Origin of the sequence: Microbacterium sp. NPDC058269, assembly GCF_042881445.1 — a bacterium.
Classification (GTDB): domain Bacteria; phylum Actinomycetota; class Actinomycetes; order Actinomycetales; family Microbacteriaceae; genus Microbacterium.
Map to the genome: position 1 here is coordinate 176,589 of NZ_JBHVXT010000004.1, position 24,122 is coordinate 200,710.

General features: G+C 67.8%; 27 protein-coding genes and 1 tRNA gene. 12 read left to right on the forward strand and 16 right to left on the reverse strand.

Features of this window, described 5'->3' with window-relative positions:
* Nucleotides 1-37: 37 nt before the first annotated feature.
* The gene (locus ACFVWL_RS18030) at nt 38-1,129 is read right to left on the reverse strand and encodes an ATP-binding protein (RefSeq protein ID WP_387185772.1); all 1,092 of its coding nucleotides are present in this window, start codon (nt 1,127-1,129) and stop codon (nt 38-40) included.
* A 153-nt stretch (nt 1,130-1,282) separates the two neighbouring features.
* On the opposite strand from ACFVWL_RS18030, the gene ACFVWL_RS18035 reads away from it, so the two are divergent.
* The 5 genes from ACFVWL_RS18035 to ACFVWL_RS18055 all read left to right on the forward strand — a co-directional run bounded on the left by ACFVWL_RS18035 (nt 1,283) and on the right by ACFVWL_RS18055 (nt 7,181).
* The gene (locus ACFVWL_RS18035) at nt 1,283-1,924 is read left to right on the forward strand and encodes a response regulator (protein ID WP_387185775.1); all 642 of its coding nucleotides are present in this window, start codon (nt 1,283-1,285) and stop codon (nt 1,922-1,924) included.
* Nucleotides 1,921-3,663 carry a hypothetical protein gene (locus tag ACFVWL_RS18040; RefSeq protein ID WP_387185778.1) on the forward strand — a complete coding sequence of 581 codons (1,743 nt, stop codon included), beginning with the start codon at nt 1,921-1,923 and terminating at the stop codon, nt 3,661-3,663. The genes ACFVWL_RS18035 and ACFVWL_RS18040 overlap by 4 nt, the downstream gene beginning before the upstream one ends.
* Before the next feature lie 52 nt (nt 3,664-3,715).
* Nucleotides 3,716-4,390 (forward strand): GAP family protein, encoded by a 675-nt coding sequence (locus ACFVWL_RS18045; protein ID WP_387185781.1) that lies wholly within the window; start codon nt 3,716-3,718, stop codon nt 4,388-4,390.
* Between the two features lie 26 nt (nt 4,391-4,416).
* Complete coding sequence (locus ACFVWL_RS18050) at nt 4,417-6,000, forward strand: carboxylesterase/lipase family protein (protein ID WP_387185783.1); 1,584 nt, start codon at nt 4,417-4,419, stop codon at nt 5,998-6,000.
* A 116-nt stretch (nt 6,001-6,116) separates the two neighbouring features.
* Entirely contained in the window at nt 6,117-7,181 is a 1,065-nt protein-coding gene (locus tag ACFVWL_RS18055; protein ID WP_387185786.1) for a DUF6615 family protein, read from the forward strand.
* 40 nt (nt 7,182-7,221) lie between these two features.
* On the opposite strand, the gene ACFVWL_RS18060 is transcribed toward ACFVWL_RS18055, so the two are convergent.
* Complete coding sequence (locus ACFVWL_RS18060) at nt 7,222-7,620, reverse strand: hypothetical protein (protein WP_387185789.1); 399 nt, start codon at nt 7,618-7,620, stop codon at nt 7,222-7,224.
* Nucleotides 7,621-7,796: 176 nt separating this feature from the next.
* The gene (locus ACFVWL_RS18065; RefSeq protein ID WP_387185792.1) at nt 7,797-8,483 is read right to left on the reverse strand and encodes a hypothetical protein; all 687 of its coding nucleotides are present in this window, start codon (nt 8,481-8,483) and stop codon (nt 7,797-7,799) included.
* A 108-nt stretch (nt 8,484-8,591) separates the two neighbouring features.
* Here ACFVWL_RS18065 and ACFVWL_RS18070 point away from each other — a divergent pair, with 108 nt between their 5' ends.
* Together ACFVWL_RS18070 and ACFVWL_RS18075 are read left to right on the forward strand one after the other, a co-directional pair.
* On the forward strand, nt 8,592-9,440 hold the full coding sequence (locus tag ACFVWL_RS18070) for a hypothetical protein (RefSeq protein WP_387185796.1): 849 nt from the start codon (nt 8,592-8,594) through the stop codon (nt 9,438-9,440).
* A gap of 37 nt (nt 9,441-9,477) precedes the next feature.
* Nucleotides 9,478-10,011: a hypothetical protein gene (locus ACFVWL_RS18075; protein ID WP_387185798.1), complete on the forward strand. Its 534-nt coding sequence runs from the start codon at nt 9,478-9,480 to the stop codon at nt 10,009-10,011.
* Here ACFVWL_RS18075 and ACFVWL_RS18080 read toward each other — a convergent pair.
* From ACFVWL_RS18080 to ACFVWL_RS18100, 5 genes are all read right to left on the reverse strand, one after another.
* Nucleotides 10,008-10,778: a pentapeptide repeat-containing protein gene (locus tag ACFVWL_RS18080; RefSeq protein ID WP_387185801.1), complete on the reverse strand. Its 771-nt coding sequence runs from the start codon at nt 10,776-10,778 to the stop codon at nt 10,008-10,010. The genes ACFVWL_RS18075 and ACFVWL_RS18080 overlap by 4 nt on opposite strands.
* Nucleotides 10,775-11,056, reverse strand: a complete 282-nt coding sequence (locus tag ACFVWL_RS18085) for a hypothetical protein (RefSeq protein WP_387185803.1) — start codon at nt 11,054-11,056, stop codon at nt 10,775-10,777. Before ACFVWL_RS18085 ends, ACFVWL_RS18080 begins: the two co-directional genes overlap by 4 nt.
* A 184-nt stretch (nt 11,057-11,240) precedes the next feature.
* Nucleotides 11,241-11,819 carry a hypothetical protein gene (locus ACFVWL_RS18090; protein ID WP_387185805.1) on the reverse strand — a complete coding sequence of 193 codons (579 nt, stop codon included), beginning with the start codon at nt 11,817-11,819 and terminating at the stop codon, nt 11,241-11,243.
* A 62-nt stretch (nt 11,820-11,881) separates the two neighbouring features.
* Nucleotides 11,882-12,568, reverse strand: a complete 687-nt coding sequence (locus tag ACFVWL_RS18095; RefSeq protein WP_387185808.1) for a hypothetical protein — start codon at nt 12,566-12,568, stop codon at nt 11,882-11,884.
* Between the two features lie 135 nt (nt 12,569-12,703).
* Nucleotides 12,704-12,780: transfer RNA gene (locus ACFVWL_RS18100), tRNA-Pro, on the reverse strand.
* Between the two features lie 106 nt (nt 12,781-12,886).
* Here ACFVWL_RS18100 and ACFVWL_RS18105 point away from each other — a divergent pair.
* The 5 genes from ACFVWL_RS18105 (at nt 12,887) to ACFVWL_RS18125 (ending at nt 16,603) form a co-directional block, all read left to right on the forward strand.
* The gene (locus ACFVWL_RS18105; protein ID WP_387185811.1) at nt 12,887-13,471 is read left to right on the forward strand and encodes a GNAT family N-acetyltransferase; all 585 of its coding nucleotides are present in this window, start codon (nt 12,887-12,889) and stop codon (nt 13,469-13,471) included.
* Between the two features lie 33 nt (nt 13,472-13,504).
* Nucleotides 13,505-13,960, forward strand: a complete 456-nt coding sequence (locus ACFVWL_RS18110) for a hypothetical protein (RefSeq protein WP_387185813.1) — start codon at nt 13,505-13,507, stop codon at nt 13,958-13,960.
* A 92-nt stretch (nt 13,961-14,052) separates the two neighbouring features.
* Nucleotides 14,053-14,721, forward strand: a complete 669-nt coding sequence (locus ACFVWL_RS18115) for a lysoplasmalogenase family protein (RefSeq protein ID WP_387185816.1) — start codon at nt 14,053-14,055, stop codon at nt 14,719-14,721.
* On the forward strand, nt 14,721-15,092 hold the full coding sequence (locus ACFVWL_RS18120; RefSeq protein ID WP_387185819.1) for an RNA-binding S4 domain-containing protein: 372 nt from the start codon (nt 14,721-14,723) through the stop codon (nt 15,090-15,092). Before ACFVWL_RS18115 ends, ACFVWL_RS18120 begins: the two co-directional genes overlap by 1 nt.
* Before the next feature lie 62 nt (nt 15,093-15,154).
* A complete protein-coding gene (locus ACFVWL_RS18125; RefSeq protein ID WP_387185821.1) occupies nt 15,155-16,603 on the forward strand; it encodes a DUF222 domain-containing protein in 1,449 nt (482 codons plus the stop codon).
* A gap of 30 nt (nt 16,604-16,633) precedes the next feature.
* Here the strand turns inward: ACFVWL_RS18125 and ACFVWL_RS18130 are convergent, their stop codons facing one another.
* The 8 genes from ACFVWL_RS18130 to ACFVWL_RS18165 form a co-directional block, all read right to left on the reverse strand.
* Nucleotides 16,634-17,539 carry an NUDIX domain-containing protein gene (locus ACFVWL_RS18130; RefSeq protein WP_387185824.1) on the reverse strand — a complete coding sequence of 302 codons (906 nt, stop codon included), beginning with the start codon at nt 17,537-17,539 and terminating at the stop codon, nt 16,634-16,636.
* Between the two features lie 61 nt (nt 17,540-17,600).
* The gene (gene der, locus ACFVWL_RS18135) at nt 17,601-19,073 is read right to left on the reverse strand and encodes a ribosome biogenesis GTPase Der (RefSeq protein ID WP_387185886.1); all 1,473 of its coding nucleotides are present in this window, start codon (nt 19,071-19,073) and stop codon (nt 17,601-17,603) included.
* 40 nt (nt 19,074-19,113) lie between these two features.
* Nucleotides 19,114-19,833 (reverse strand): (d)CMP kinase, encoded by a 720-nt coding sequence (gene cmk / locus ACFVWL_RS18140; protein ID WP_387185827.1) that lies wholly within the window; start codon nt 19,831-19,833, stop codon nt 19,114-19,116.
* Nucleotides 19,826-20,962, reverse strand: a complete 1,137-nt coding sequence (locus ACFVWL_RS18145) for a prephenate dehydrogenase (RefSeq protein WP_387185830.1) — start codon at nt 20,960-20,962, stop codon at nt 19,826-19,828. Before ACFVWL_RS18145 ends, cmk begins: the two co-directional genes overlap by 8 nt.
* Complete coding sequence (locus tag ACFVWL_RS18150; RefSeq protein ID WP_387185833.1) at nt 20,959-21,765, reverse strand: pseudouridine synthase; 807 nt, start codon at nt 21,763-21,765, stop codon at nt 20,959-20,961. Before ACFVWL_RS18150 ends, ACFVWL_RS18145 begins: the two co-directional genes overlap by 4 nt.
* Nucleotides 21,762-22,376, reverse strand: a complete 615-nt coding sequence (gene scpB / locus ACFVWL_RS18155) for an SMC-Scp complex subunit ScpB (RefSeq protein WP_387185835.1) — start codon at nt 22,374-22,376, stop codon at nt 21,762-21,764. The genes ACFVWL_RS18150 and scpB overlap by 4 nt, the downstream gene beginning before the upstream one ends.
* Nucleotides 22,366-23,223, reverse strand: coding sequence for a segregation and condensation protein A (locus ACFVWL_RS18160; RefSeq protein ID WP_387185837.1), 858 nt, complete (start codon nt 23,221-23,223; stop codon nt 22,366-22,368). The genes scpB and ACFVWL_RS18160 overlap by 11 nt, the downstream gene beginning before the upstream one ends.
* Nucleotides 23,207-24,040: a ParA family protein gene (locus ACFVWL_RS18165; protein WP_181157642.1), complete on the reverse strand. Its 834-nt coding sequence runs from the start codon at nt 24,038-24,040 to the stop codon at nt 23,207-23,209. Before ACFVWL_RS18165 ends, ACFVWL_RS18160 begins: the two co-directional genes overlap by 17 nt.
* Nucleotides 24,041-24,122: the final 82 nt, after the last annotated feature.

Genomic DNA, 24,122 nt, shown 5'->3' on the forward strand with positions numbered 1-24,122 from the left:
CCTGACCCGTCGTCCCACCGCTACATCCGCACTCCCATCATCCCCCGACGCGCAGCGGAACCTTCACGTCGCCGCCGGCCTCCTCGGTGATCCGCTCCCCCATCTGCACGAAGGTCGGCGTCGCGATGAAACCCCCGGCGAACAGCGCCTGCCCCTGCACGAAGTCCGCCGACCTGCGGATGGCTTCCTCAGAGGCGAACCCGAAGACGTCCGCAAGCTCGGCGAGGTCGCGCGGCGCATTGACCCGCATGAGTGCGAGGTTGTCGCACTGCGAGAGCACATTCGGGTGGATCTTCGTCGGCCGCTGCGTGGAGAGCAGCAGCCAGAGACCGAACTTGCGCCCTTCGGCGGCGATCTGCACGAGCTGCTCGGTGAGAGCTCGTTCGACGGGGGTCTCGGGGTTCGGAGAGCAGAGGTTGTGGGCCTCATCGATGACGATCAGGACGGGCCGTCGTTCCTCCCGATGCGCCCACAGATGTTCGAGCACCGCGAGAGCTGCGACCTTCGGCTCGGCACGATGCTCGAAGCCGCCCAGGTCGAGGACGGTTGCACGGGGTCGCTCGTCGATCACGTCGGTCACCGACGAACCGCCGCGAGACCACAGCTCCCACTCCAACACCTCGAGGTTCTCCATCCGGTTCGCGAGCCCCACCCGTGCCGGGTCGGCCGAGGCGCGCAGATCCGGGAGCATGTCGCGAGCATCGAAGCTCTCGGCCTCCTGCTCCACGTGGATCAGGGCGTTGTACTCCTCGGCGTCGGCGATCGGGTCCATCTGCAGCACGGCCGCCTTCGATGCCGGTGCCAGATCGACGTAACGCACGTGCAGACGCTCGCCCTCACCCGCACTGGAGCGGAAGACGCGGATGTCGAGTTCCGCCATCCGGTCCGCGTCCATCACGCCTGCCGAGGCCCGCGTCTCCCGCAAGCGTGTGAAGTCGCCGTTCGGGTCGAGCACGAGCATCGGCAGCTCGGTGTTCAGGAGCAGCTGCTCGAGCACCACGCCGAGCGCATACGTCTTCCCGCTGCCGCTCTGGCCGACCCAGAAGGTGTGTCTGTTGAAGCGCCGAGCATCGAGATCGACCGGTGCCCGTGGGTCGTCGAACGTCGTTCCGATGGTCAGGTTCGTCATCACTCCGATACGCCTTTCACTCACGTCGTCATCTCGTCCGGAAGAGGCGACCCTGCTCCGACGCCGATGCACGACATCATCCTCGGTCACGCTCGAACGCACCAGTGCGAACGGGCGACGCCGTGAATTCGTACGCTCCACTAGGGTGACAACGTGGGCGCGCAGTGGAGGCGACGGGTGCTCGTCGTCGAGGATCAAGGCGCCCTGCGCATGCTGGTGTGCGATCTGCTCGAGCGTCACGGATTCCAGACCGCCGCGGCCGCCGACGCCGCAGAGGCGACACGGCTGTTCACCGATTTCGACCCGGACGCGCTGCTGACCGACATCGATCTGGGTTCCCGCCCGTCCGGAGCGGAGTTGGCGGCGATGCTGGTCGAGCTCGCACCGCATATCGCCGTCGTGTTCCTCAGCAGCTACCCCCGTGCTGCTGCCGGCGCCACCGCGATGGGCATCGCGCACGCCGTCTTCGTCCCGAAACAGGATCTCGAGTCGCCCGCCGCTCTCCTCTCCGCGCTGGAGCGCGCCCTGTCGACGCACCCGAGCCCGGAGCCTTCCGCGCCTGCAGTGCGTGATCCCCTGGCGACGTTGACGCGGCATCAACTGGAGATCCTCGCGATGATCGCCCGCGGATGGTCGAACGAACGCATCGCCGCCGAGACCGGCGGCACGGTGCGCGCGGTCGAACGATCCATCAGCCGACTGTTCGGGCGGCTCGAGGTGACGCGCGACCCGACCGTCAACGCCCGCGTCGCCGCTGCGGGACTGTACCTCTCCGCGTTCGGTCCCGCCCGATGAGGAACCTCGCCCGCGCGGCTGTCCGCGCGGTCGGCAGCGGCCGCTTCCTCACCTTCTGGTCGATCGGCGTCTCGCTCCCCCTGTCGCTGTCCGTCATGGCCCCCGTCGGAGACGGCATCGAACCGCAGGCCGCGCTTCCCGCGATGGTCGTGACCTGGCTCTGTTTCGGAGCCGCACTCGTCGGCGTCGCCACCCTGGAGCGGCACGGACGTTCCCGCCCGCAGAGGGCAGCCATCGTGATCGCCGGGATCGCCCTCTGCGCGACGCTGCGCCCTGCGTTGCAGGACGGTTGGCTCCACCTCAGCGCCCTCCCCACCCCATCGGCGGATCAACTGCCGTACCGCATCGCGACGAACATCGTCGTCTGGGCGATGGTGCTGAGCATCATCGCGGTGCTCGAGTCCTCACTCCGATCGCTGCGTCGGACGAACGCCCTGCTGCGGTCCGTCGCGCAGGAACTCGCGCGGGCTCAGCACGGTGCGCAGGCATTCGCGACCGCGGCCCGGAAGCTTCTCGACCAGGCACGGTCGGCTCTCGCGGCGGCGATTCTCGATCTGGAACCGACATCCGCCGGCGTTCGCCGTCTCGGCGCCGAACAGGTGCGCGAATGGAGTCACCGCCTCGTCGCACTCGCCGAGGCGAAAGGGGCGGGCACCCCGGGCGGCACCGACGGCGATCCCATCGATGACGGAGTTCCTGCCCCGCACAACCCTCGTCGACAACTTCCCTTCCGCCTGCCGCCGCCCGGCATCGTCGCCCTCGTCTATGCGGCGTGCCTCCTCCCCTATGCGGCGAGGACGCAGACGTCGCTCGACCTGCTCGTCGGGATCACCGCCCTCGCTGTGGGAGGTGCGCTCGCCGACCTGCTGCCTCGCCGCCGCGCGATCGTCCGGGTCCCCCACGGGGCTTCGTCGCTCTTCGTCATGCTCTCGTGCGTCGTCGGCTTCGCACTCGCCGCACTCGCCGTTGCGCAGGGCGTACCTCCGTTCGTCGCTGCCGTGTCGGCGATCGCATACATCGGGTTCGCGCTCGCCGCCGGATCGTGCGCCGGCGTCCTGCACCGCCTCCGCTGTGACCAGCGCCGACTGTCGAGCGCGGTCGCACACGCTCAGCGGCTCGCCCGCGCCGACACGCGTCCCGTTCGCGAAGGTCTCCGCGCTGCCGCCGAGCTTCTGCACGCAGACGCGCAGGGCGCGTGCGTCATGTTCGCCCTCTCCCACCCGGCACCCGGCCCTGAGGAGGTGCGGCGTTTGCAGGACGATCTCGCAGCCGTGGTGGGCCGCCTGCCTGATGCGTTCGTCGGGGCCCACGATCCCGGAGCCCCAGCCTCACTGACCGCACTGTTCGACACGTGGGCGCATGTCATCGACCTCGTCGTCGACATCGACGACGACGCGCGGGAGGCCCTGCACGTCTCACCCTGGGTGTCGCGAGACTGCTATGAAGTCATCGCCGAGGGACTCCTGAACTCGGCGAAGCACGCGAGCGAGCGACGAGCGGAGGTGTCTCTTCGCCGCGTGACGACCGGAGCGGGACCTCGCCTTCGCGTTCGCGTCTCCTCGCCCGGTACTGCCGCGCCCGCCGCACGTCTGCGCACCTCCTCACGGATGCATGAGCTCGGCGCCCGCCTCCTCCGCAGCCCGGACGGAATCGCCCTCGAAGCCGGCTTCGCGCTCACCGCAGACACCGCTGTCGTGTCAGCCGAACATCGCGGCTGGCCTCACGTATCGCCACCGTAACGTCGTCATCGCCCGCATCGCAGGGCACGCGAGGTAGACGAACGGACGCGAAGTGAACCAGTTGCACGATCTCCTCCCGCTCGCCGTGGGGATACTCATCTCGCCGCTGCCCGTCGTGGCGATCATCGCGATCATCCTCGCTCCTCGCGGACGGACGGCGGCACCCGCCTACGCCTCAGTGTTCATCGGCGTCTCCCTCGGCGTGGTCATGGTCGGCGCGCTCACCGCCGCGGGATCCTCCTCGGTTTCTCCGTCCGGCACGGCGAAGACCGTCTCGTTCGTCCTCGCGATCGTGCTCGCGCTCGGCTTCGCGGCGCTCGCTATCGCGAGTTGGCTCTCGCGGCCTCGCCACGACCAACCATCCAGAACCCCGGCCTGGCTCGCGGCTCTCGACGCCGTCACCCCGGGGAAAGCGGCGACCCTGGCGCTGATCATGGCGGTCACCAACACGAAGAACATCCCGCTCGCGCTGAAGGGCGGCGCGCTGATCGGCGAGGCCCATCTCTCCCTTCTCTCGGCAGGAGGGCTGTGCCTCGCACTGGTCGTCGCCGGTTCCCTGCCGCTCATCATCGCGGCCGCCGTCGCCACGAGCGGATCGACGGCCGTCACGAAGGCGCTCGAACGAGTGAAGACGGAGATGATCGCCCACAACGCGATGATCATGACGGTGCTGTTCGCGACCCTCGCCGCCAACGAAGCCGCCCAGGTCATCCGTCACCTGGCCTGAACACGACCACGTCAGGAGCAGCCCCCATGTCAGACGACACCCTTCCCGGCGATGAGACGTGCATCGTCACAGCGCCGGCCGGCACCTTCTGCGGCACAGTCGCCGACGGTGCGCGCTCGTGGCGCGGTATCCGCTACGCCCAGCCGCCGGTCGGACCGCTGCGCTGGCGCGATCCCGTCGCGGCGTCTCCCGCCATCGGCGAGATCGACGCCACTGCGTACGGCAACGTGTGTCCGCAGAAGATGAACCCCGCAGTGCCCCTGGGTGACGGCGCGGTCATGGACGAGGACTGCCTCGTGCTGAACGTGTGGGCACCATCGGGGCAGCATGGCGGCACCCTGCCGGTCATGGTGTGGCTGCACGGGGGCGCCTATACATTCGGGGCGTCGAGCCAACCGCTGTTCGATGCGACGTCACTGGCGACGAGCGGCGAGGTCGTCGTCGTGACGGTCAACTATCGGCTCGGCGCCTTCGGTTTTCTGGATCTCGCCGGGCTCTTGCCTGAAGAGGGTTTCGATCGCAACCTCGCCTTGAAGGACGCGTTGCTCGCGTTGCGCTGGGTGCGGGAGAACATCTCCGCGTTCGGGGGCGACGCAGGCAGAGTCACGGTGTTCGGGGAGTCCGCGGGAGGAGGGCTCGTGACCACGCTGCTGGCGACGCCTTCGGCTGACGGTCTGTTCGCCCGCGCGATCGCGCAGTCCTCCCCCGCCTCGAGCATGTACGGCACCGAGCGGGCGCGTGACGTCGCCACCCGGTTCGTGCATGAGCTGGGCATCGATTCGACGGATGCTGCGGCAGTTGCGGGGGCACTGCGCGCAGCATCCGTCGATGACATCGTCACGGCGAGCATGAAGGTGTACGCGGCCGTGCCGAGCGAGGCCCCGGGAACCCTCGCGTTCGCGCCCGTCATCGACGGCGAGCTGCTTCCGGAAGCGCCGGTGACCGTGCTGCGCGAAGGACGCGGCATCCGGGTCCCCCTCTTGATCGGGACCAACAAGGACGAGGCGTCGCTGTTCACGTTCATGAAGTCGCCTCTCATCCCGATCACCGACGACCGTATCCGGCAGATGTTCGCCGACATGGCCGAGGACAATCCGACGATCGCTCTTCCCTCTGTCGCCCAGGTGCAGACGGCATACGAGAACGTGCGGCAGCGCGCCGTCGGTCTCGGGATCGCCCGTGACATCGGGTTCCGCATGCCGACCGTGTGGATCGCGGAGGGCCACAGCACGGTCGCCGATGTGTGGCTCTACCGCTTCGATCACGCCGCTCCCTTCCTGCGGCTGATCGGTCTCGGGGCGACGCACGCGACCGAGCTGCCGTACCTATGGGGCAATCTGTCGATCGGGCCGAAGGATCCGACGTTCCGGTTGGGCGGCCGTCGCGCCGCCGAGAAGATCTCGGTGCGGATGCAGGAGCGCTGGACGGCCTTCGCGCACGGACGCGCACCCGATGCGAGGACGACGGCGGACGCCCCTGCGTGGTTGCCGTACTCCGCCTCCGACAGCAGTCGTCATACTCTCGTGATCGAGCGGCAGGACAGCATCATCTCCGACCTCGACGGTCCCCTGCGCGCGGCGTGGGGCGGCGGGGTGCTCAACTTCCTCTGAGGCCGAGGAACTCCCCACCAGCGCCGGCGGATGTCAGCGTCTGGTGACGATGGTGGATCTACCTCGCAGGCCTGCTCGACGGCCGGAAGTGGTGAGGGCTGTGCCAAGCTACCCGTATGACGGCCGAGTACGACTTCTTCGTTCGCATGCAGCAGAAGATGGACGAGCAGGCCGAAGATGTCTGGGACATGGTGCGCTACTCGCGGTCTCCCGGGTACAGGTTGCGTCTCGGCGAAGTCACGACCACCGAACTGAACTTCTTCCGCCTCCGCGAGTTCTGGACGAAGCGCGTGTACATCGTGACCAACGAGCCTGATGAGACCACGACCGGCGCCGACTGGGAGTGGATCATCGGTCACGGCGACCGGTGGATCCAGATACGTGTCCAGGCGAAGATCATCAATGCGAACGGGAGCTTTGCCGAACTCGGTCACCCCCGCGCGACCGGGGAACAGATGCGACGACTCCTCGATCCGGGACGCGAGAGTGTCGCGTGTCGTTGGATGCCGCTCTATGTCTTCTACGCGTCGGAGAACGTGGCGAAGACCACGGTGACGCGTGATGCGGGCTGCAGTGCGCAGCTGGCGTGGATCGTCAATGAGAACTACGGCAAACCGCCGCGCCGAGCCGGACGGCTTCGAGCCCTCGACCACCTCCCTCCCCGGGTCCCCCGTCCCGGCGCCATTCCGTGGTCTCACATCTTCAACGGGCTCGTGGCCCGTCTCCGGGCCGGTGAGTCGCTCGACACGATCATCGGAAGCCTGGCCGACGCCTCGCTTCCCCCGGCGGTGAAGAGCATCGATGACTTCTGGGAGCCCCGCGTGACGGCGGGCACGTGTTTCGCGGAGTTACCCGCGTACATCCGCACCATCGTTGCTCGCGATGACGATGATTTCGATGGAGCCCCGCTGACGGAGCTTCATGTTGCGACTCCCGAATCTCGACATGCCGAAGCCGAGCGTGCGAGCGGGCAGGCTGAAGGGGAACCCGGGGTCGCGTACACGGTTCGGGACGGGAGCCTCGAAGACTCCCCGGTGCCGCTCCCCTCGCGAACACTCATGATCGATCGCGCCGACACGCGGGAGGTTCTGGCGACGCTCCCGAGCTTCGTCTCGGTCCTCGACATCGATCGTCTCCCGCCTCTCCCCGAGCGGCCGTCGGAGACAGGCGCCCCGGGCTGATGACGTCGATCGTCTGCATGGCGCCGAGTGTCCCGAGTCGTCAGCGTTCGACGGTGAACCAGGCCGTGGGACCATTCGTGAGCAACGGAGCATCCTTGCCCCCGAAGCGGGATGCGGCATCCGGCCACGCGACGAAGTTCCTCTCGGCGCGACGCGCGATGCTCTTCGTCCTCGGGTCGACGGCGAACACGCTCATCCCCTCGGCGCGCACCACAGACATCAGTTCACGGACGTAGTCGGCGGTCCGTCCGTCACCCGCCGGCACGGATGCCCGCACCTCGCCGTTCCGCACGCCGTCGTCCTCGGAACGCGACCGCACGAGGCTTGCGAGGCCGGCGCCGACGATCGCGTACGCCCACCCCCGACCGGACGGGTGAGGCACCACATAGTCACGATGAAACGCGTTCTCGGAGATGATGCTCGTGTCCACGAGCGTCACGTGAGGGCCTGCGCATTCGTTCAGCGACGAACGAAACGTCGGGGTGGGCGTCTCGGGTTGTTGAGTCGCGTCGACGAACCTCACCGCAGGAAGGGTGGTTCGCACCGCCTCGCTCAACTGTTCTTCATCCGCGGGCGTCATGAAGACGCAGAGCCGATGGAGCTTCGACGGTGTGCTCATGACACCAGGGGTGACATGATCTTGGTCGCCCGGTAGGACTGCCCGTCTTTCGTGGCATGCCACCGGCGCCAGTGCTTCGTCGACATCCGGAAAGGCAGGTGCTTCTGCACGTGAGCGGCTGCATGGTGCAACCGGTCGTCGGCGGGGAACCCGAGCCAGAGCGAGAGCGAGGACGCCGTGGTACCGAACGTGGCACGCATCCCGGACGCGCCGAGGAGGCGACCGTAGCCATCCACCGCGAACCGACCGAACGCCTCGGCGTCGATCCCCTCGTACGGCGCGCGCGTCATGGGGTCGACCAGAGTTACCTGCGCGCTCAAGACCAGTGCGGCCAGCGGATGCCCGTGGCCGGTCACCGCTCCGGAGCCCGCACCGCTCAGGGCGTCGAGCGTGGCATCGACGTCATCTTCGCGAACCCTCCACCGGCTGTGCGTGCGCTGTCGACTCTGCGGTCCCCCGAGGCGCGCTGCCGCGAACGATTCGAAGCGGCCTGTGTCGTCGGGCGAGCCTCCGGCCCAGAGCTCGAAGGACATCTCCGGCGCACCGACGGTCAGCCCGGCGGCATCGAGGAAGGCCTGCACACTCTCATAGGCAGTTCGGGGATTCTTGGTGCGAAGCGAGTGCGCCCCTCCCGCCGAGGTCGGCAATCCGTCGTAGGTCACGACCTCCTGATTCACCGTCACCCCTCCATTATCCCGACTGCCCGCGGCGGCGTGGGAGGAACGACGACAGCATGCGCCGGTAATCTGGGTTCGGCGTGGGCGACAGCCGGCGGATTCAGGAGTGAGTGGATGAGGGCGTCGACGAGCACGCGGACGATGGTGCTGCACAGCGCGCACCAGGACCAGTTCGACGTGCCGGACCGGGACCTCGTGTTCTACGACCAGCCCTACGACGCCGAGCGGCTGTCGCGCATCACCGATGTGCATCTGTGGTCTCCCCTGGACGGGCCCATCGACCGTCTCCCGCAGATCATCACGGCGATGACGAACCTGAAAGCCCTCAGCATCGGCCCGGGGAGGGTCCTCCCCACCATCGTCACCGAACTGCGGCAGGGCGATCTCCCCGAGAGTCTGGAAGAGCTCTCGGTGCACATCGGTGATCGGACCCTGGTGTGGCCGGACGTGGTGGTGCCGAACCTGAAGACCCTCTACGTCGGCGAACCGTTCCGCTTCAAGAACGAGCATTTCCCCGAACTCCGGGCCCTCTCCCTCTACCCGCAGAGATCTCTGAACAATGTCCGGCAGGCGCTCGAACTGCCGCTCGAAGAACTGAATCTGTTGAACGTGCCCACGGACGAGGAGATCTTCCGCCTCGTCGAACCGGTCGGGCTTCGCCGTCTCGGACTGATCGGTGGACGCACGCTGACGAGCCTCGCCGGGATCAGCGCGCTCCCCCAGCTGGAGTCGTTGCGGCTGAAGAACCTCACCGCTCTGGGTGACATCTCGGAGCTGGCAGCGCTCCAGCAACTCGAGATCGTGAATATCCAGTACTGCAAGAAGATCACCGGCATCGCCGCCATCAACGACCTCCCCCGACTGCGCAGGCTCACCCTGGTCGGATGCGGGAACATCGGCCTCGAGACGATCGAGGCCAAGTTGTCGACGCTGGAATGGGCGAACACCGGCGCAACCACGTGACCGTCTGTCTGGAGAGACTGCTCGGTAGCCTGGGAGCATGACGGAACTCTTCCGACGCACGGCCGAAGCCCTGCAGGAGGCGGGGTGGCAGTATGAGCCGCCTCTGCCCGCGGAAGATGGCGTTCCCTCCGCGCTGCGCACGGCACCCGAGACGGTGATCAGCTGGGTGTCCTCGTTCTCGCTGCTGTCGAGTTCAGACGAGACGGTGTGGTTCTTATCCCGCCGCGACTACTCGACCGGCGCGGAGGGCGCGTTCGCGTGGAACGAGTGCGAACAGCTGAGCATCCGGTCTGCGATCACAGATGACGAGGCGGCCGCGGTCTCCCGCTTCTGGGAACGTCACGTGCCCATCCTGCTGTCCGTTCGCGACGGATACGAGTATCTGGCGGTGCGAGACGACGGAGCAGTCGTCCACGGAGCGGAGCCGGAGTTCGAAGAGGCGGTTGTCGTGTTCTCTCCGTTGGAGGATCTGCTGAGGTACATCATCGCGCGGCCGGCGGCACGGAACGGCATCGTCGAGAGACTCCTGTTCGATGGCGCCGGCATCCCTGACCCGACCCGTGGCGACTAGCTCTCGGCGTCCGCATCCAAGGGCAGGTCGTCCGCACGCCCCGCAGCCGCGGCACGCGCATAGCGCTGCGCGTACGCTTCACGCGCGGCGTCTGTGTGCTCCTCGCCGTCCCATTGGTCCGGCAGCGGCTCGCCCTCACGGTGTGAGCGCGTCACACGCGCGAGACCGAACGCGACGGGCGTGTTCACAAACGCGCACCGGGTGAAGCTCGTGCCCGCGGAGAACGTGGCATCGACGAACGTGCAGTCCGTGAAGGTGGTATCCGAGAAGTCTGCTCCACTGAGGTCGGCGGCATCGAACAGGCACCGTTCGAATCGGGTATTCGGCAACGACCTCAATCTGGGCAGATCCGCCCCCGTGAAGTCGCACTCGGTGATCTGCGTGCCGATCGCCAGTCCCTTCAGCGACGCTGCGCGGAAACTGCATCGCACGAAGCTGCGGTCGAAGCGGGGCTGCCCGGGAAGCGATACGGAATCGAACAGGCAGTCCGTGAGCTCGGATTCGAAGAACAGCAGTCGGCCGCGCGCCTGGCGGAAGTCCACGCCGGACAACGTGAGGAACCGGAACTGCAGACCATCGCGCCCCGATTTCACACCCCGCAGATCCAGCCGGCCCTCATCCGTCTCCGGCCAGTCGGTGTCGAATCGATGCGGGCCTTTCACGATGCGTGATTGCTCCCCCATCTGCTCCCGGAGCGCAGCCAGCCGGTCCGGCGTCCACCGGCGCGACAGCTCGGCATCGCGAGGCGCTTTCACCGGCTCATTCATTGACCCATCCGCTCGGCAGCAGGCGTCGTCGCATCAGGAACTGCATCTGCGCCGGGCGCAGGCTCGTCATCGATGAGGAACGCGATCTTCCGTCGCTCCGCGTCCGCGTCGAAGGCAGCGTCGCGAGCAGCGATGCGACGGATGAGGTCGGCGACTGCCGTGTGGATCGTCTGGCGCAGGAAGGCGACCGGATCAGAAGCAGCACTGGCGTCGTCGTCGCTGATCCGGATCTCTCCCGTGACGGTGCGTCGCGACAGAAAGACTCGCGGTGTCCGCAACCCCGACGGCCCGGGCACCGGAGTGCGAGAGGGAAGAGCCGGACGGCGGTGGACTGTGACACCGGATCGAGCACGGCTCTCAGCGCATCACGGTATTCGACGGGGGTCACCGGATGAGCCTATCGACCGCGCTCGTACGACGGGTGCTGCACGCTCGGCTGTCGCGTTGGGAGATCGCGTTCGACTAGAAGTCGAGGAAGCCTGCGACGACGGCGCGTACGGTCCCTTCTGCGCCCGGTGTGCCGTAGAAGTACACCGAGCCGTATCCCCACAGGTATTCCGCGATGACGTCCTCGAGCTCGCCCTCCAGAGGCCACCCCTCCTCGTCGATCTGAAAGAGGAATCGATGGCCATCGGCGCGCACTGCATCAGCGAAAGCCGGCTCTCCTTGAATCAATACGGGTTCGTCATCGATCCGCACCAGTGCGGGCGTGGACGCGACGTCCGTTCCTGGGATCAGTGCTGTCGCGCGCAGTCCGGGCCATCCCAGGTCGTCCCGGCCGCCACGCGGCGAGGGGTCATGGACGATCGCCCGCATAGCCATGTCCGGATACACCACATCCTCGTCTTCGATGCGGAAGCCGGCACGCAACACCACCGACACCTCACGGCCGCCGGTCCACGACGCGCAGTCCGCGGCAAGCGTCAGCAGATAGCGATGCGTCGCCAGAAGCGGATGCCTCTCGATCACAGATGGCGGAGCACCACCCAACCTCGCCCCATCCCCGCGATCCGGCAACGCGGGGAACAAGAGCACGGGCATGCGTCAAGCCTATGGGGACATCGACGGCGGTCACGGGCAACCCGTGGGCGCTTCATCCCGAATCAGGAGAAGAGCTGGCGGAGCGCGTCGAGGTCGCCGGAGTCGACCACCTTCTGGACGGCGTCGATGGTCCCCTGGTTCGTGAACATGCCCTTGAGGGTGTCGTTCCAAATAGCCCGCACCGTGTCGACGTCACCGGCGTCAACCGCCGCGCCTGCGGACTCGATCGCCTGCTGATACGGAATCTGTGGGAACCCCGCAGGCGCGTCATCGGGGCTGTAGTACGGCACCCAGGGGATGTCGGGGTCGGGCGTGAGCCAGAGCACCTGGCCGGGGTGAATGTCGCGCCTGTGGTTCATCGAGCCGAGGGTCGGGTACGCGCAGAGCCGTTCAGCAACCACGGCCTCGACGTCGCCCGGCTCGACGGTATACGTCACGGGCGTGCCGTTCGCATCTACTGCCACCTCACCCCGAGCGAAATCGCGGGCGCCCAGATCACGGAGAGTGCCGCGCCGCTCCCAATACAGACCGCCGCCGTCGCTGTAGACCTCGGACATACCGGAGCAAGTCTTCGACTCGGTCGATTGCGGCGTCGGTGCAGCCACGGTCAACCGCTCGGTGTCAACCGTGGGTGCGGATGCCTTCGACGTCTGAACTGCCGCCGGTGCTGCGGCGGTACACCCGGCCAGCGCGGCAGCCGTCAAGGCGAGCGCGGCGAGTACAGGGGCGAGCTTGTGCGTGCCGGACATGACGCCATACTGACAGACCGGTCCCCGCTTCTCGACGTCAGCCAGGCGCGCGTGAGACGGATACCAGCCGAGCCCGTTCCGGACAGGAAAAAAGCCCCGGAGTCCCGCGTGTTTCTGCGGTTCTCCGGGGCTTCGTGGTCGGGCTGACAGGATTTGAACCTGCGACCCCTTGACCCCCAGTCAAGTGCGCTACCAAGCTGCGCCACAGCCCGTTGTTCTGCACTCTCGCGCAGGCAACTCCCCTATCTTAGCCGCATCCCAGGCCGCTCCGCGAACCGGCCCGTTGCGTGTGTCGGATGCCCGGCGTAGCGTCGCGGCATGGCGACGATCACGACCGAGGTGGCGACGACCGCCCGTTGGGATGACGTGCAGCATGCGCTCACCGGCGGCGGGGATGGAGCGAGTTGCCAGTGCATCTGGCCGGTGCTCAGCAACAAGGACTGGAACGCGACCACGACCCCGCAGCGCACCGAGATGTTCCGCGCCGAGATCGAAGACGGTCCGCCGCCGGGCATCATCGCCTACGTCGACGGCGAGGCCGCCGGCTGGATCCGCATCGGTCCCCGCACCCGCCAGGCGCGGGTCCCCCGTACCCGCATCATCGCTGCGGCCAGCACCGAACCATTCGACGACGAGTCCGTCTGGGCCGTGACGTGCTTCGTGGTGCGCCGAGAACACCGCGGCGCCGGGCTCAACCTCGAACTCCTGCACGCCGCCGTCGACTACGCCCGAGAGTCCGGGGCACGCCTCATCGAGGGCTACCCCGTCGACACAGGCGGCGAGAAGCAGCGCACCAACGATCTGTTCCACGGCACGCTCGGCACGTTCCTCGCGGCGGGCTTCACGGAGCAGGCCGAACTCAAGCCCGGTCGCACGCTCGTCGCCCTCGACCTCGCCGCATGATCGTGAGCGTCGAGAAGCCGCTAGCGTGAAGTCATGAGCGACGTGACTTCGACCATCGACGATCCCGAGCTCGGCACGTTCACGCGTGCCCGCACGGAACTCACCGACGGCTCCGTGCTGACGCACGACTGGTTCGTCGGCACCGTCTCCGTCGAAGGCACCGAGCTCGAGCTCATGCTGGAGGGCACGACCTCCGGCGAGGTCACACCGCTCCTCCCCCGCCTGCGCGACACGGTGAAGCGACTGGACATCGTGCGCCGTATCGCCACCGACGCGGTCGTCACGAACTTCAGCACAGGCGACCCTCAAGCTCACGAGCTCGACGACGCCGCGTCCGACCTCACCATCGAGGCCATCGAGGCGGCCACCGACGGCACGGTCGTCGTGCACCTCATCGACAGCTGCGGCGAGCACTTCCCTGAGGGGTATTGGCCCGCCGTGCATCTCGGGGTCGATGACAGCGTCGTACAGGTCACCGTCGAATCGTGAACCGTCTAGTCGTGAACCGTCGAGTCGCGACCAACGTGACCGCACAGAGCACGTCGCGAGGGCCGACCCCGCCTCGACCCTACGATGAGGGCATGCAACGCCGCACCCCGTCGCCCACTCTCGCGTGGAGCTTCCTTCCGTTCGCCGTGGTGTCGATTCTCCACGTGGTCCTGCTTGCCGCGAACAGCCCTCTCGCCGCCCCCACGAAGTTACTGCTGATGCCGATGCTCGCTGTCCCGGTGCTGGTTTCCGCACGCCGTCTCACTCCGCGCTCCGCACTGATTCTGCTGCTCGCCGCGCTGCTCTTCTCCTGGCTCGGCGACGGCGCCGGCGCCTTCTTCCCCGCAGGCCCCGAGCTACCCCTCATGCTGCTGTTCTTCGGCATCGCCCACGTGGCATACATCGTGCTGTTCGCGCGTCTCCTGGCGGTGCGTCGTATGCCATGGTGGGCGCTCGTGTACTCCGCATGGTGGGTCGCGATGATCGCGGTGCTCGGCCCGCACACCGGCGGTCTGCTCCTCGCGGTCGCCCTCTATGGCCTCGTGCTGGGCGGAACAGCCGCTTTCTCGGCCCGCTGCCATCCCCTCGTCGCAGTCGGCGGCGCGTTCTTCCTCACGAGCGACACGATTCTCGCCTTCCGACTGTTCCTCCCCGAATCGCTGCCGTCGTGGAGCAGCCCCGCGGTGATGCTCACCTACACGATCGGGCAGGGCCTGATCATCGCCGGTGCACTCGTGACCCTGCGGAAGCGGAGCTCCTGATGGAGGCCGCGCGCGTCGACAGCTGGTTGTGGGCGATCCGTGTCTACAAGACGCGTTCGGCCGCGACGACCGCATGCCGCGCAGGACATGTACGCGTGAACGGCGACAAGGTGAAGGCCGCGCAGCAGATTCGCGTGGGCGACGAGCTGCGCATCCGCATCGCGGGATTCGACCGGATCCTCATCGTGCGTCAACTTCTCGTCAAGCGTGTGGGGGCACCGGTCGCCGCTCTCGCCTACGACGACCGCACACCCGAGCGTGAACCCCAAGCGGCCCTGGGCCTCCGTGACCGCGGAGCCGGGCGACCCACCAAGCGCGAACGTCGTGACATCGACAGGCTGCGCGGGCGGAACGACGACCACCTGAGCTGATATCTCGGCATGCATCTCCTGCGCCCCTCCTAAGAATCGAACTTATGTTCTAAAGTGGAGGCATGGCACACACGACCGATTTCGACCTCGCACTCGAGGCCCGACGTCGCGTGCTGGATGCCTGGGTCGCGACGAGACGTCGGATCGCCGCACTCGAAGCAGAGGCCGCCGAACTGCTCGCCGAGCAGATCGCACTCCACGATGCCGACATCACCGCGAGCCCGTTCCATCGCGACGCGATCTACCGCTCGATGGTCGCGGAGTTCTCGGCCGCCGGCCATGTCTCGAAGGGCTCGATGGAGTTCGCCTTCGCCGACGCCCAAGCGCTGCACACCCATCTCCCCGCCGTTCGCGCCGCCTTCTCGAACGGCTCCATCAGCGTCGGGCACGTGCGCGAGATCGCCAGGGCGAGCGCCATCGTCGCCGAAGCCATCCGCAACCAGAAGGCCGATGCCACGGTCATGGCACTGTTCGAGACGGCGGTGCTGGTGGTCGCCGAACAAGACACGGCTGCCCGCACCAAGGCCCATGCGCAACAGGTCGCCGCCGCCCTCGTCGGAGAGACGCTCGTCGAGAGGCACCGACGCGCCGCGGAAGAGCGATGCGTGATGGTGAAGTCCCTCGACGACGGGCTGGCACTGCTCACCGCTGTGCTCCCCGAATGGATCGCCACCGCGATCTCCGATCGGTTGAACCGGATGACACGTGAGGTCGTGCGCGCCCGAGACGACCGCGAGATCGTGCCCCTGCCCTGGTGGTTCGACGATGCGGGCGACGGCGACGGCATCGGCCCCGAGGACTTCGCCCTCGATGACCCGGCGTTCGATCTGCTCGACGCCGGAGTGCTCCCGGGAGCCGGCGGAATGATCCCGAACGCCGACGGAGACACGTTCGCCACCGACCCTGAGGTCGTGCACTTCCCGGCGGATACTCGGACGTGGGCGCAGACCGAAGCCGACCTCTTCACCGACCTCCTCCTCACCGCCGACCCCAGTGCCGCGCACGGTGACGGCCTCGACGGCATCCAGGCCCGCATTCAGGTCACCGTCGCAGCGAGCACGCTCGCCGGTGCCGACGACAGCCCCGCAGAACTCGACGGTCACGGACCGCTGCACCCCGACATCGCGCGCGACCTCGCGGGGCGCAACACCGGCTGGACCCGCCTGTTCCTCGACGCGACCGGCATGGTGGTCGAGACCGACACCTACACCCCGACCGAGGGGATGCGACGGTTCCTCCGCGCGCGCGATCGACACTGCCGGTTCCCGGGGTGCCGCATGCCCATCCACCGCTGCGAGATCGATCACAATCACGATCACGCGAAGGGCGGGAAGACCAGGCTCGACAATCTCGGCCACTTCTGCCGAAACCATCACACCCTCAAGCACCCGGATATCCCGGAGCCGCATCGATGGACTGCACAGCAGGAGAAGGACGGCAGCGTCACGTGGCACAGTCCGCTGGGCCGTGACTACGCCGACCCGCCACCCCGGCGCGTGATGTTCGTCTGAGTCACGGTATTCGCAGTGCTCGAAAAGAAATCAGCTGGGCGCCGCGAGCAGCTCGAGCAGCCAGCCGGCCGAACGGATCCGCGCGGCGCCTGCGGTCTCGGCTCGTTGGCGGAGCCCGCGGTCGCTGGTGACCGCGATCACCGTCTGTCTCATGGCGATACGACGCTCGATCTCGGCAACGATCGCATCGTCGCCCCCGGCCTCGGCACGGACCACGGCGACCGTGCTCGCGTCGTCATCGATGCTTCGCGCCTGCCCCTCGACCACCATCGACACCTCGGGGAACCACTCGTCACCCCCGAGCTCCAGCTCGTCCGCGGGGACCGCCAACTCCTCCAGACGAGCACGCAGGCGAGCCGCCGCCCCCGCACGGTCCTTCCACCAGCCGTCCGGAACGGAGCCGACGACATTCGCTGCGTCCACCACGATCGTCGGACGAACCTCGAGCAGCGCACGCAGCGCCGTCCACGACGCCCCGAAACCGGGGTGCAGCGGCCGCGCATCCACCTGGTCGACCGGCACCCACTCCAGCGCGACGCTCTCCGGGTCACTGATCACCGGTTCGAACGGCACCGGCACGTCGGCGATGACGGTGGTGTACGACCAGATGCCCAGGTCGAGCACGCTCGTGAACCGAGCACGTACCGCTCCGTCCGGCACGCCCGCCTCTTCCTGAGCTTCGCGGATGGCTCCGGCGATAGCACTCTCACCCTCGTGCAGCGCTCCGCCTGGCAGGCCCCAGGTGCCACCGAAGTGGCTCCAGGAGACACGATGCTGCAGGAGGATCCCGCGGGCGGGGTCGTAGGCCAGAAGACCGGCGGCGCCGAAGCGCCCCCAGTACTTCTCCCCCGTCTCCGCGACCACCCAGGCATCGCCGGGGTTCCGTGGCCCCTCAGGGCGACGCGGCTCACCGGAGGCAGGAGGTACGACAGTCACGCCCTCAGCCTTTCACAGCATCGGGGTCACGGCACTACGGCGCGACACGCGCCGGAACAGATCAGCGCTGACGCTTCTCGCGTACCCGCATGTTGATCACGATCGGCGTGCCCTCGAACGAGTAGAGCTCGCGCAGACGCCGCTGGATGAACCGGCGGTACCCGGGGTCGAGGAATCCGGTCGTGAACAGGACGAACGTCGGCGGACGCGTCGACGCCTGCGTGCCGAACAGGATGCGCGGCTGCTTGCCACCGCGCAGCGGGTGCGGGTGCTCGGCCACGAGCTCAGCGAGGAACGCATTGAACTTGCCCGTCGGAATGCGACGGTCCCAGTTCTCCAGCGCCGTCTCCAGCGCGGGCACGAGCTTGTCGAGGTGTCGTCCGGTCTTCGCGGAGATGTTCACGCGCGGGGCCCAGGCGACGTGCGCCAGGTCCTGCTCGATCTCTCGCTCGAGGTAGCGACGGCGTTCGGCGTTCTCGAGGTCTTCGTCGTTCAGTCGGTCCCACTTGTTGAACGCCAGGACGAGGGCGCGTCCCGAATCCAGAACGAGGTCGATGATGCGCACGTCCTGCTCGCTGATCGACTCGGAGACGTCGAGCACGACGACGGCGACCTCTGCCTTCTCCAACGCGGCAGAGGTGCGCAGCGACGCGTAGAAGTCCGCACCCTGCGCCATGTGCACACGACGACGGATACCGGCGGTGTCGACCAGACGCCACATCTTCCCGCCGAGCTCGACGACCTCGTCCACCGGGTCGCGGGTGGTGCCGGCCAGATCGTTGACGACCACGCGCTCCTCGCCGGCTGCCTTGTTCAGCAGTGACGACTTGCCCACGTTCGGGCGACCGAGGATAGCCACGCGGCGCGGTCCGCCGATCTCCTGCTTCGCGACGGCCGAGACCTCGGGAAGCTTCTTCAGCACGGCATCCAGCAGGTCGGCGACACCGCGTCCGTGGATGGCGGACACGGGGTGGGGCTCCCCGAGACCCAGGCTCCACAGCGCTGCGGTCTCCGGCTCCTGGCGGGCGTCATCGATCTTGTTGGCGACCAGGAACACCGGCTTGCCGCTCTTGCGCAGCAGCTTCACGACGTGCTCGTCGGTCGATGTCGCGCCCACCATCGCGTCGACGACGAACAGCACCATGTCGGCGAGGTCGATCGCGACCTCTGCCTGCATCGCCACTGAGCGGTCGATGCCGCGGGCGTCGGGCTCCCACCCACCGGTGTCGACGAGCGAGAAGCGACGGTCGGCCCACTCGGCCTTGTACGTCACGCGGTCGCGGGTGACGCCCGGGGTGTCCTCCACGACGGCCTCACGGCGGCCGAGGATGCGGTTCACGAGGGCGGACTTGCCCACGTTCGGTCGTCCGACGATCGCCACCACAGGAAGCGCGGGGCTGTAGTGAATGCCGTCCTCGCCGAGCGTGATACCGGCGAGGAGCTCCGCGTCCTCGTCATCCAGCTCGTAGTCGGAGAGGCCGGCGCGCAGCGTCTCCGCGCGCTGCTCGGCGAGATGCTCGTCGAGCTGGTCCATCTTCTCGGCGAGCTGGTCGGGGCCGCCTTCGTATTCTTCGTCAGCCACGGTGTGCTCCTTGGATTCGCTCGATCACCGTGAGGACGGCGTCGATGGTCTGGGGGAAATCGAGTTCCGTCGAATCGACGACCTCTACGCCTTCAGCGGCATTCAGGAAGTCGACGACGGCGCTGTCTGAGGCGTCGCGCTTGTGCAGCGCCGCGGCGACAGCTGCCGCGTTCTCGCCGGCGAGTTCGCCGGCACGTCGGGCGGCCCGTACTTCGGGGGCCGCGGTGAGAAGGATCCGCACCGGGGCGTCCGGCGCGACCACGGTGGTGATGTCCCGGCCCTCGACCACGACGGCGGGATACGACGCCTCGGAGACGAGTCGTCGGAACAGCTCATTGACCTGCGCACGCACCTCGGGCACGCGCGCCACACCGCTCACGGCGCCGGAGACCCGAGGGTCGCGGATGGCTTCGGTGACCTCGACATCGCCGACGAGCACCGTTCGATCGTCGGGGTCGAGCCCGAGCGTGAGGGGGAACTCCGACGCCGCAGCGCGCACAGCCTCGGGGTCGTCGGTGTCGGCGCCCCGATCGAGCACATGCCAGGCCAGCGCGCGGTAGGCGGATCCCGTGTCGAGGTAGCCGAAGCCGCGCGTGCGGGCGACAGCCTTCGAGACGCTGGATTTGCCGGAACCGGCCGGCCCGTCGATCGCGATGAACTTGTGGGCGTCGGTCACGGGCGTCTCCGCAGCAGAGGTCGAGGTGTCAGTCATTGGTACTCCCCGCGATGCGCCAGCCGCGTTCCTGCAGCCCGGTGATCGCCCCGTGCAGAGCCGCCGGGTCGACACTGATCTCGGCGAGGCCGAACTGTGCGCCCGGCGAGTGCTCGAGGCGGAGGTCTTCGACGTTCACGCCCAGTTCGCCGAGTTCCCCGAAGAGTCGTCCGAGCTGACCGGCGGTGTCGTCGACCATGACCACGAGGGTTTCGAAGCGCTGGTTCTGTCCGTGCTTGCCGGGAAGCCGCTCGACCCCATCATTGCCCTGCCGGATGGTCTCGGCCACGATGCGGCGGGCCCCCGGAGCGCTCGGCTCGCGCAGAGCATCGGAGATCTCGCCGAGATCGGAGGCGAGTGCGTCGAGGATCTCGACCACGGGCGCGGCGTTCGCCCCGAGGATCTGCACCCAGAGTTCGGGGGCGGATGCCGCGATGCGCGTCGTGTCGCGGACGCCCTGGCCCGCGAGACGAAGTGATCCTTCCTCGGCTTCCGCGAGGCGACCGGCGAGGAGGCTCGCGACCACCTGGGGCACGTGCGAGGTCAGCGCGACCGACCTGTCGTGCTCCTCCGGAGTCATCTCGAGCGGCATGGCCCCCACATCGAGCGCCAGAGCTTCGACGAGAGCGAGATCGGACGCTTGGGTCTCCTCATCACGGCACACGACCCAGGGACGCCCGATGAAGAGGTCGGCGCGGGCCGAGATCGCGCCGCCGCGCTCGCGACCGGCGAGCGGGTGCGATCCGATGTAGCGGGCGAGGTCGACGCCGCGCTCCTGGAGCGTGCGGAACGGCTCGAGCTTCACACTGGCGACATCGGTGACGACGGCGCCCGGAAAGCGTTCGAGTTCGGCCTGGATCACGTCTGCCGTGACATCGGGTGGCACGGCGACGACGATCAGCGAGGGCGCGTCGTCCTCCGCAGAGATCCGCCCTGCGCCGTAGTCGATGGCGAGACGCAACTGCGCGGGCGAGGCATCGGTCAGCACGACGTCGACACCCTTCGCGCGCAGCGCGTGTCCGATGCTCGCACCGAGGAGGCCGGCGCCGACGATGCGGACGGTGCCGGAGAGACGCGGCGCGACGAAGCCCGCTCTCCGCGCCGCGGGCGCACTCGTCGTATCGGTCATTCGCTCTCCTGCTCGCCTGGCGCCTCGGCGACACCGGAATCACGGCGCGACAGGGTCAAAAGCGCGCCGAGTTCGATTTTACTCAGTTCCCGCGTCTTCCCGGCCGGGAGGGTTCCCAGGTGGAGGGGACCGAACTGCCGGCGAACGAGCTCGGTGACGGGATGGCCGACCGCCGCGAGCATCCGACGGACGATCCGGTTGCGACCGGAGTGCAGCGTCAGCTCCACCAGGCTCGACCCGCGCGACGTGTCCAGCAAGCGTGCCTTGTCTGCGGCGATCGGACCATCATCGAGCTCGATGCCCTTCGTGAGCTTCGAGATGGTCTGGGGCAGAACCGTCCCCTCGACCTTGGCGATGTACACCTTGGTCACCCCGAACGACGGGTGGGCCAGTACATGGGCGAGAGCGCCGTCGTTGGTGAGGATGAGCAGACCGCTGGTCTCGGCATCGAGGCGGCCGACGTTGTAGAGGCGCTCCTCGAACTCGTCGGTGAAACGACGCAGGTCGGGTCGCCCGTTCTCGTCCTTCATGCTGCTGACGACGCCTGTCGGCTTGTTGAGCATGACATAGCGCTTCGAGACGTCGAGCTGCACTGCGGTCCCATCGACATCGACGAGGTCGTTATCCGGGTCGATCCGCCGACCGAGTTCGGCGACCACGACGCCGTTGACGCGGATGCGCCCCTCGGTGATGTACTGCTCGACCACGCGTCGCGAGGCCACTCCTGCGGCGGCGAGCACCTTCTGCAGGCGCACGCCCTCGGGCGCGGCCTCGGAGTCTGTCGAGGCGTCGAAGCCGGTCATCGGATGGTCCCTTCGTCGAATCCGTCTGCCCCGTCATCGAGCAGCGGGGAGATCGGGGGCAGCTCGTCGAGCGAGTTGATACCCAGGTGCTGCAGAAGCGCGTCGGTCGTGCCGTAGTTGATCGCGCCGGTCTCGGAGTCGGCGAACAGTTCGGTGATCAGTCCTCGGGCGAGGAGGGTGCGGACGACCGAGTCGACGTTCACCGCGCGGATGGAGGCGACCTGGCTGCGCGTCACCGGCTGCTTGTAGGCGATGACGGCCAGCGTCTCGAGCGCAGCCTGCGACAGCCGCGCGGGAGCCTGTCCACCGACGAAATCGGCCACCACGGGGTCGAGGTCTTCACGGACGTACAGTCGCCACCCGCCACCGACCTCCCGCAGTTCGAATCCGCGACGAGGGCCGGCGCCTCGACCGTCGTAGTCCTCGACCAGCGTCTCGAGCGTCTGACGTACAGCGGGCACAGGAGACCCGACGGCCGCAGCCAGAGCGACCAGGCCGATCGGCTCATCCACGATGAAGAGGATCGCCTCGATCCGCTCGGCGAGAGGGAGTTCCACGGATGCCTCCGCCGTGTCAGCGGTCAGGTGCTCTTCTGTCATGTCATCGGTCATAGTCGGCCCCCAGGCTCGCCAGCGTCTCATCCGACCAGGAGTCGGCTGCCCAGCGCAGTGTCAGCTCGCCGAGCGGTTCCAGTTGTTCGAAGGACAGTGCCGCATGCCGGTAGAGCTCCAGCACCGAGATGAAGCGCGCGACGACGATGCCGGGCTCGGTCACGCCGGCGACGAGCTCGCGGAAGCTCACCGACTCCGTGCCGCGCAGCAGTGTCACCACGATCGCCGCCTGTTCTCTAATGCTGACCAGTGGTGCGTGCAGGTGGTCGAGTCCGACGTGCGGGATCTCCTTGGGTGCGAAGGCCAGCAGCGCGAGAGCGGCGAAGTCGTCGGCGCTCAGAGACCACACGAGTTCGGGCGTCTGGCGTCGGTGCTTCTCCTCGAGACGGACGGCGCGCACGTGACGACGGTCCTCGCGCTGCAGGCAGCGGGCGAACCACGTGGACACCTCTTTGAAGGCCCGGTACTGCAGCAGCCGGGCGAACAGCAGGTCACGCGCTTCGAGAAGGGCCACGGCCTCGGCGTCCACCAGCTCGCCTTGCGGCAGAAGTCCGGCCACCTTCATGTCGAGCAGGGTCGCGGCCACGACCAGGAACTCGGAGGCCTGATCGAGGTCTTCGTCGTCGTCGAGTTCGCCCAGGTACGCGATGAACTCGTTGGTCACCGCGCTCAGCGACACCTCGGTGATGTCCATCTCGTGCTTCGAGATGAGGTTCAGCAGCAGATCGAAGGGGCCGTCGAAGTTCGACAGCGAGACCCGGAAACCGGCGTTGTCGGTGGACGCGGCATCGCCTGCGCTCTCCTCGAGCGATGCGTCGACAGGTCCTTCGCTAGGCGACGGCGCCACGGGCGACCAGCTCCCGCGCCAGCCGCAGGTACGCCTGAGCGGCAGCGTGCTCGGGGGCGAACTCGGTGATGGGGACGCCCGAGACCGATGCATCCGGGAACTTCACGGTGCGGCCGATCACGGTCTCCAGCACGTCGTCTCCGAATGCCTCGACGACCCGCTCGAGGACCTCGCGAGAGTGCAGCGTGCGCGGGTCGTACATCGTCGCCAGCAGACCGTCCATCGTGATGGACGGGTTCAACCGATCGCGGACCTTGTCGATCGTCTCGATCAGCAGCGCCACACCACGCAGCGCGAAGAACTCGCACTCGAGCGGGATGATCACCCCGTGTGCCGCGGTCAGAGCGTTGACCGTGAGGATGCCGAGCGACGGCTGGCAGTCGATGAGGATGACGTCGTACTCCCCCGCCACCTGGCGCAGGACCCGGGCGAGGATGGTTTCACGCGCCACCTCGTTGACGAGGTGCACCTCGGCGGCGGAGAGGTCGATGTTGGCCGGCATGACGTCGAGGCCCTCGACGCTCGAATGCACGATCGCGTCGTGCGCGTCGCGCTTGGTGTCGAGCAGCAGGTCGTAGATCGTCGGCACGTCGTGCGTCGGGATTCCGAGGCCCGCCGAGAGGGCGCCCTGCGGGTCGAAGTCGACGGCCAGCACCTTCCGGCCGTATTCCGCGAGGGCAGCGGCCAGGTTGATGGAGGTGGTCGTCTTGCCGACGCCGCCCTTCTGGTTGCACAGCGCGATGATGCGTGCCGGGCCGTGGGACTTCAACGGCTCGGGGGTCGGGAACCCGTGATAGGGGCGGCCGGTGGGTCCCATGGGGGTCTCGTCGGCCTTCTGCGCCTTCGCCCTGGACTTCGCCACTTTCTCAGCCACCCGTTCTCCTGCTCCTTCGTGCTTG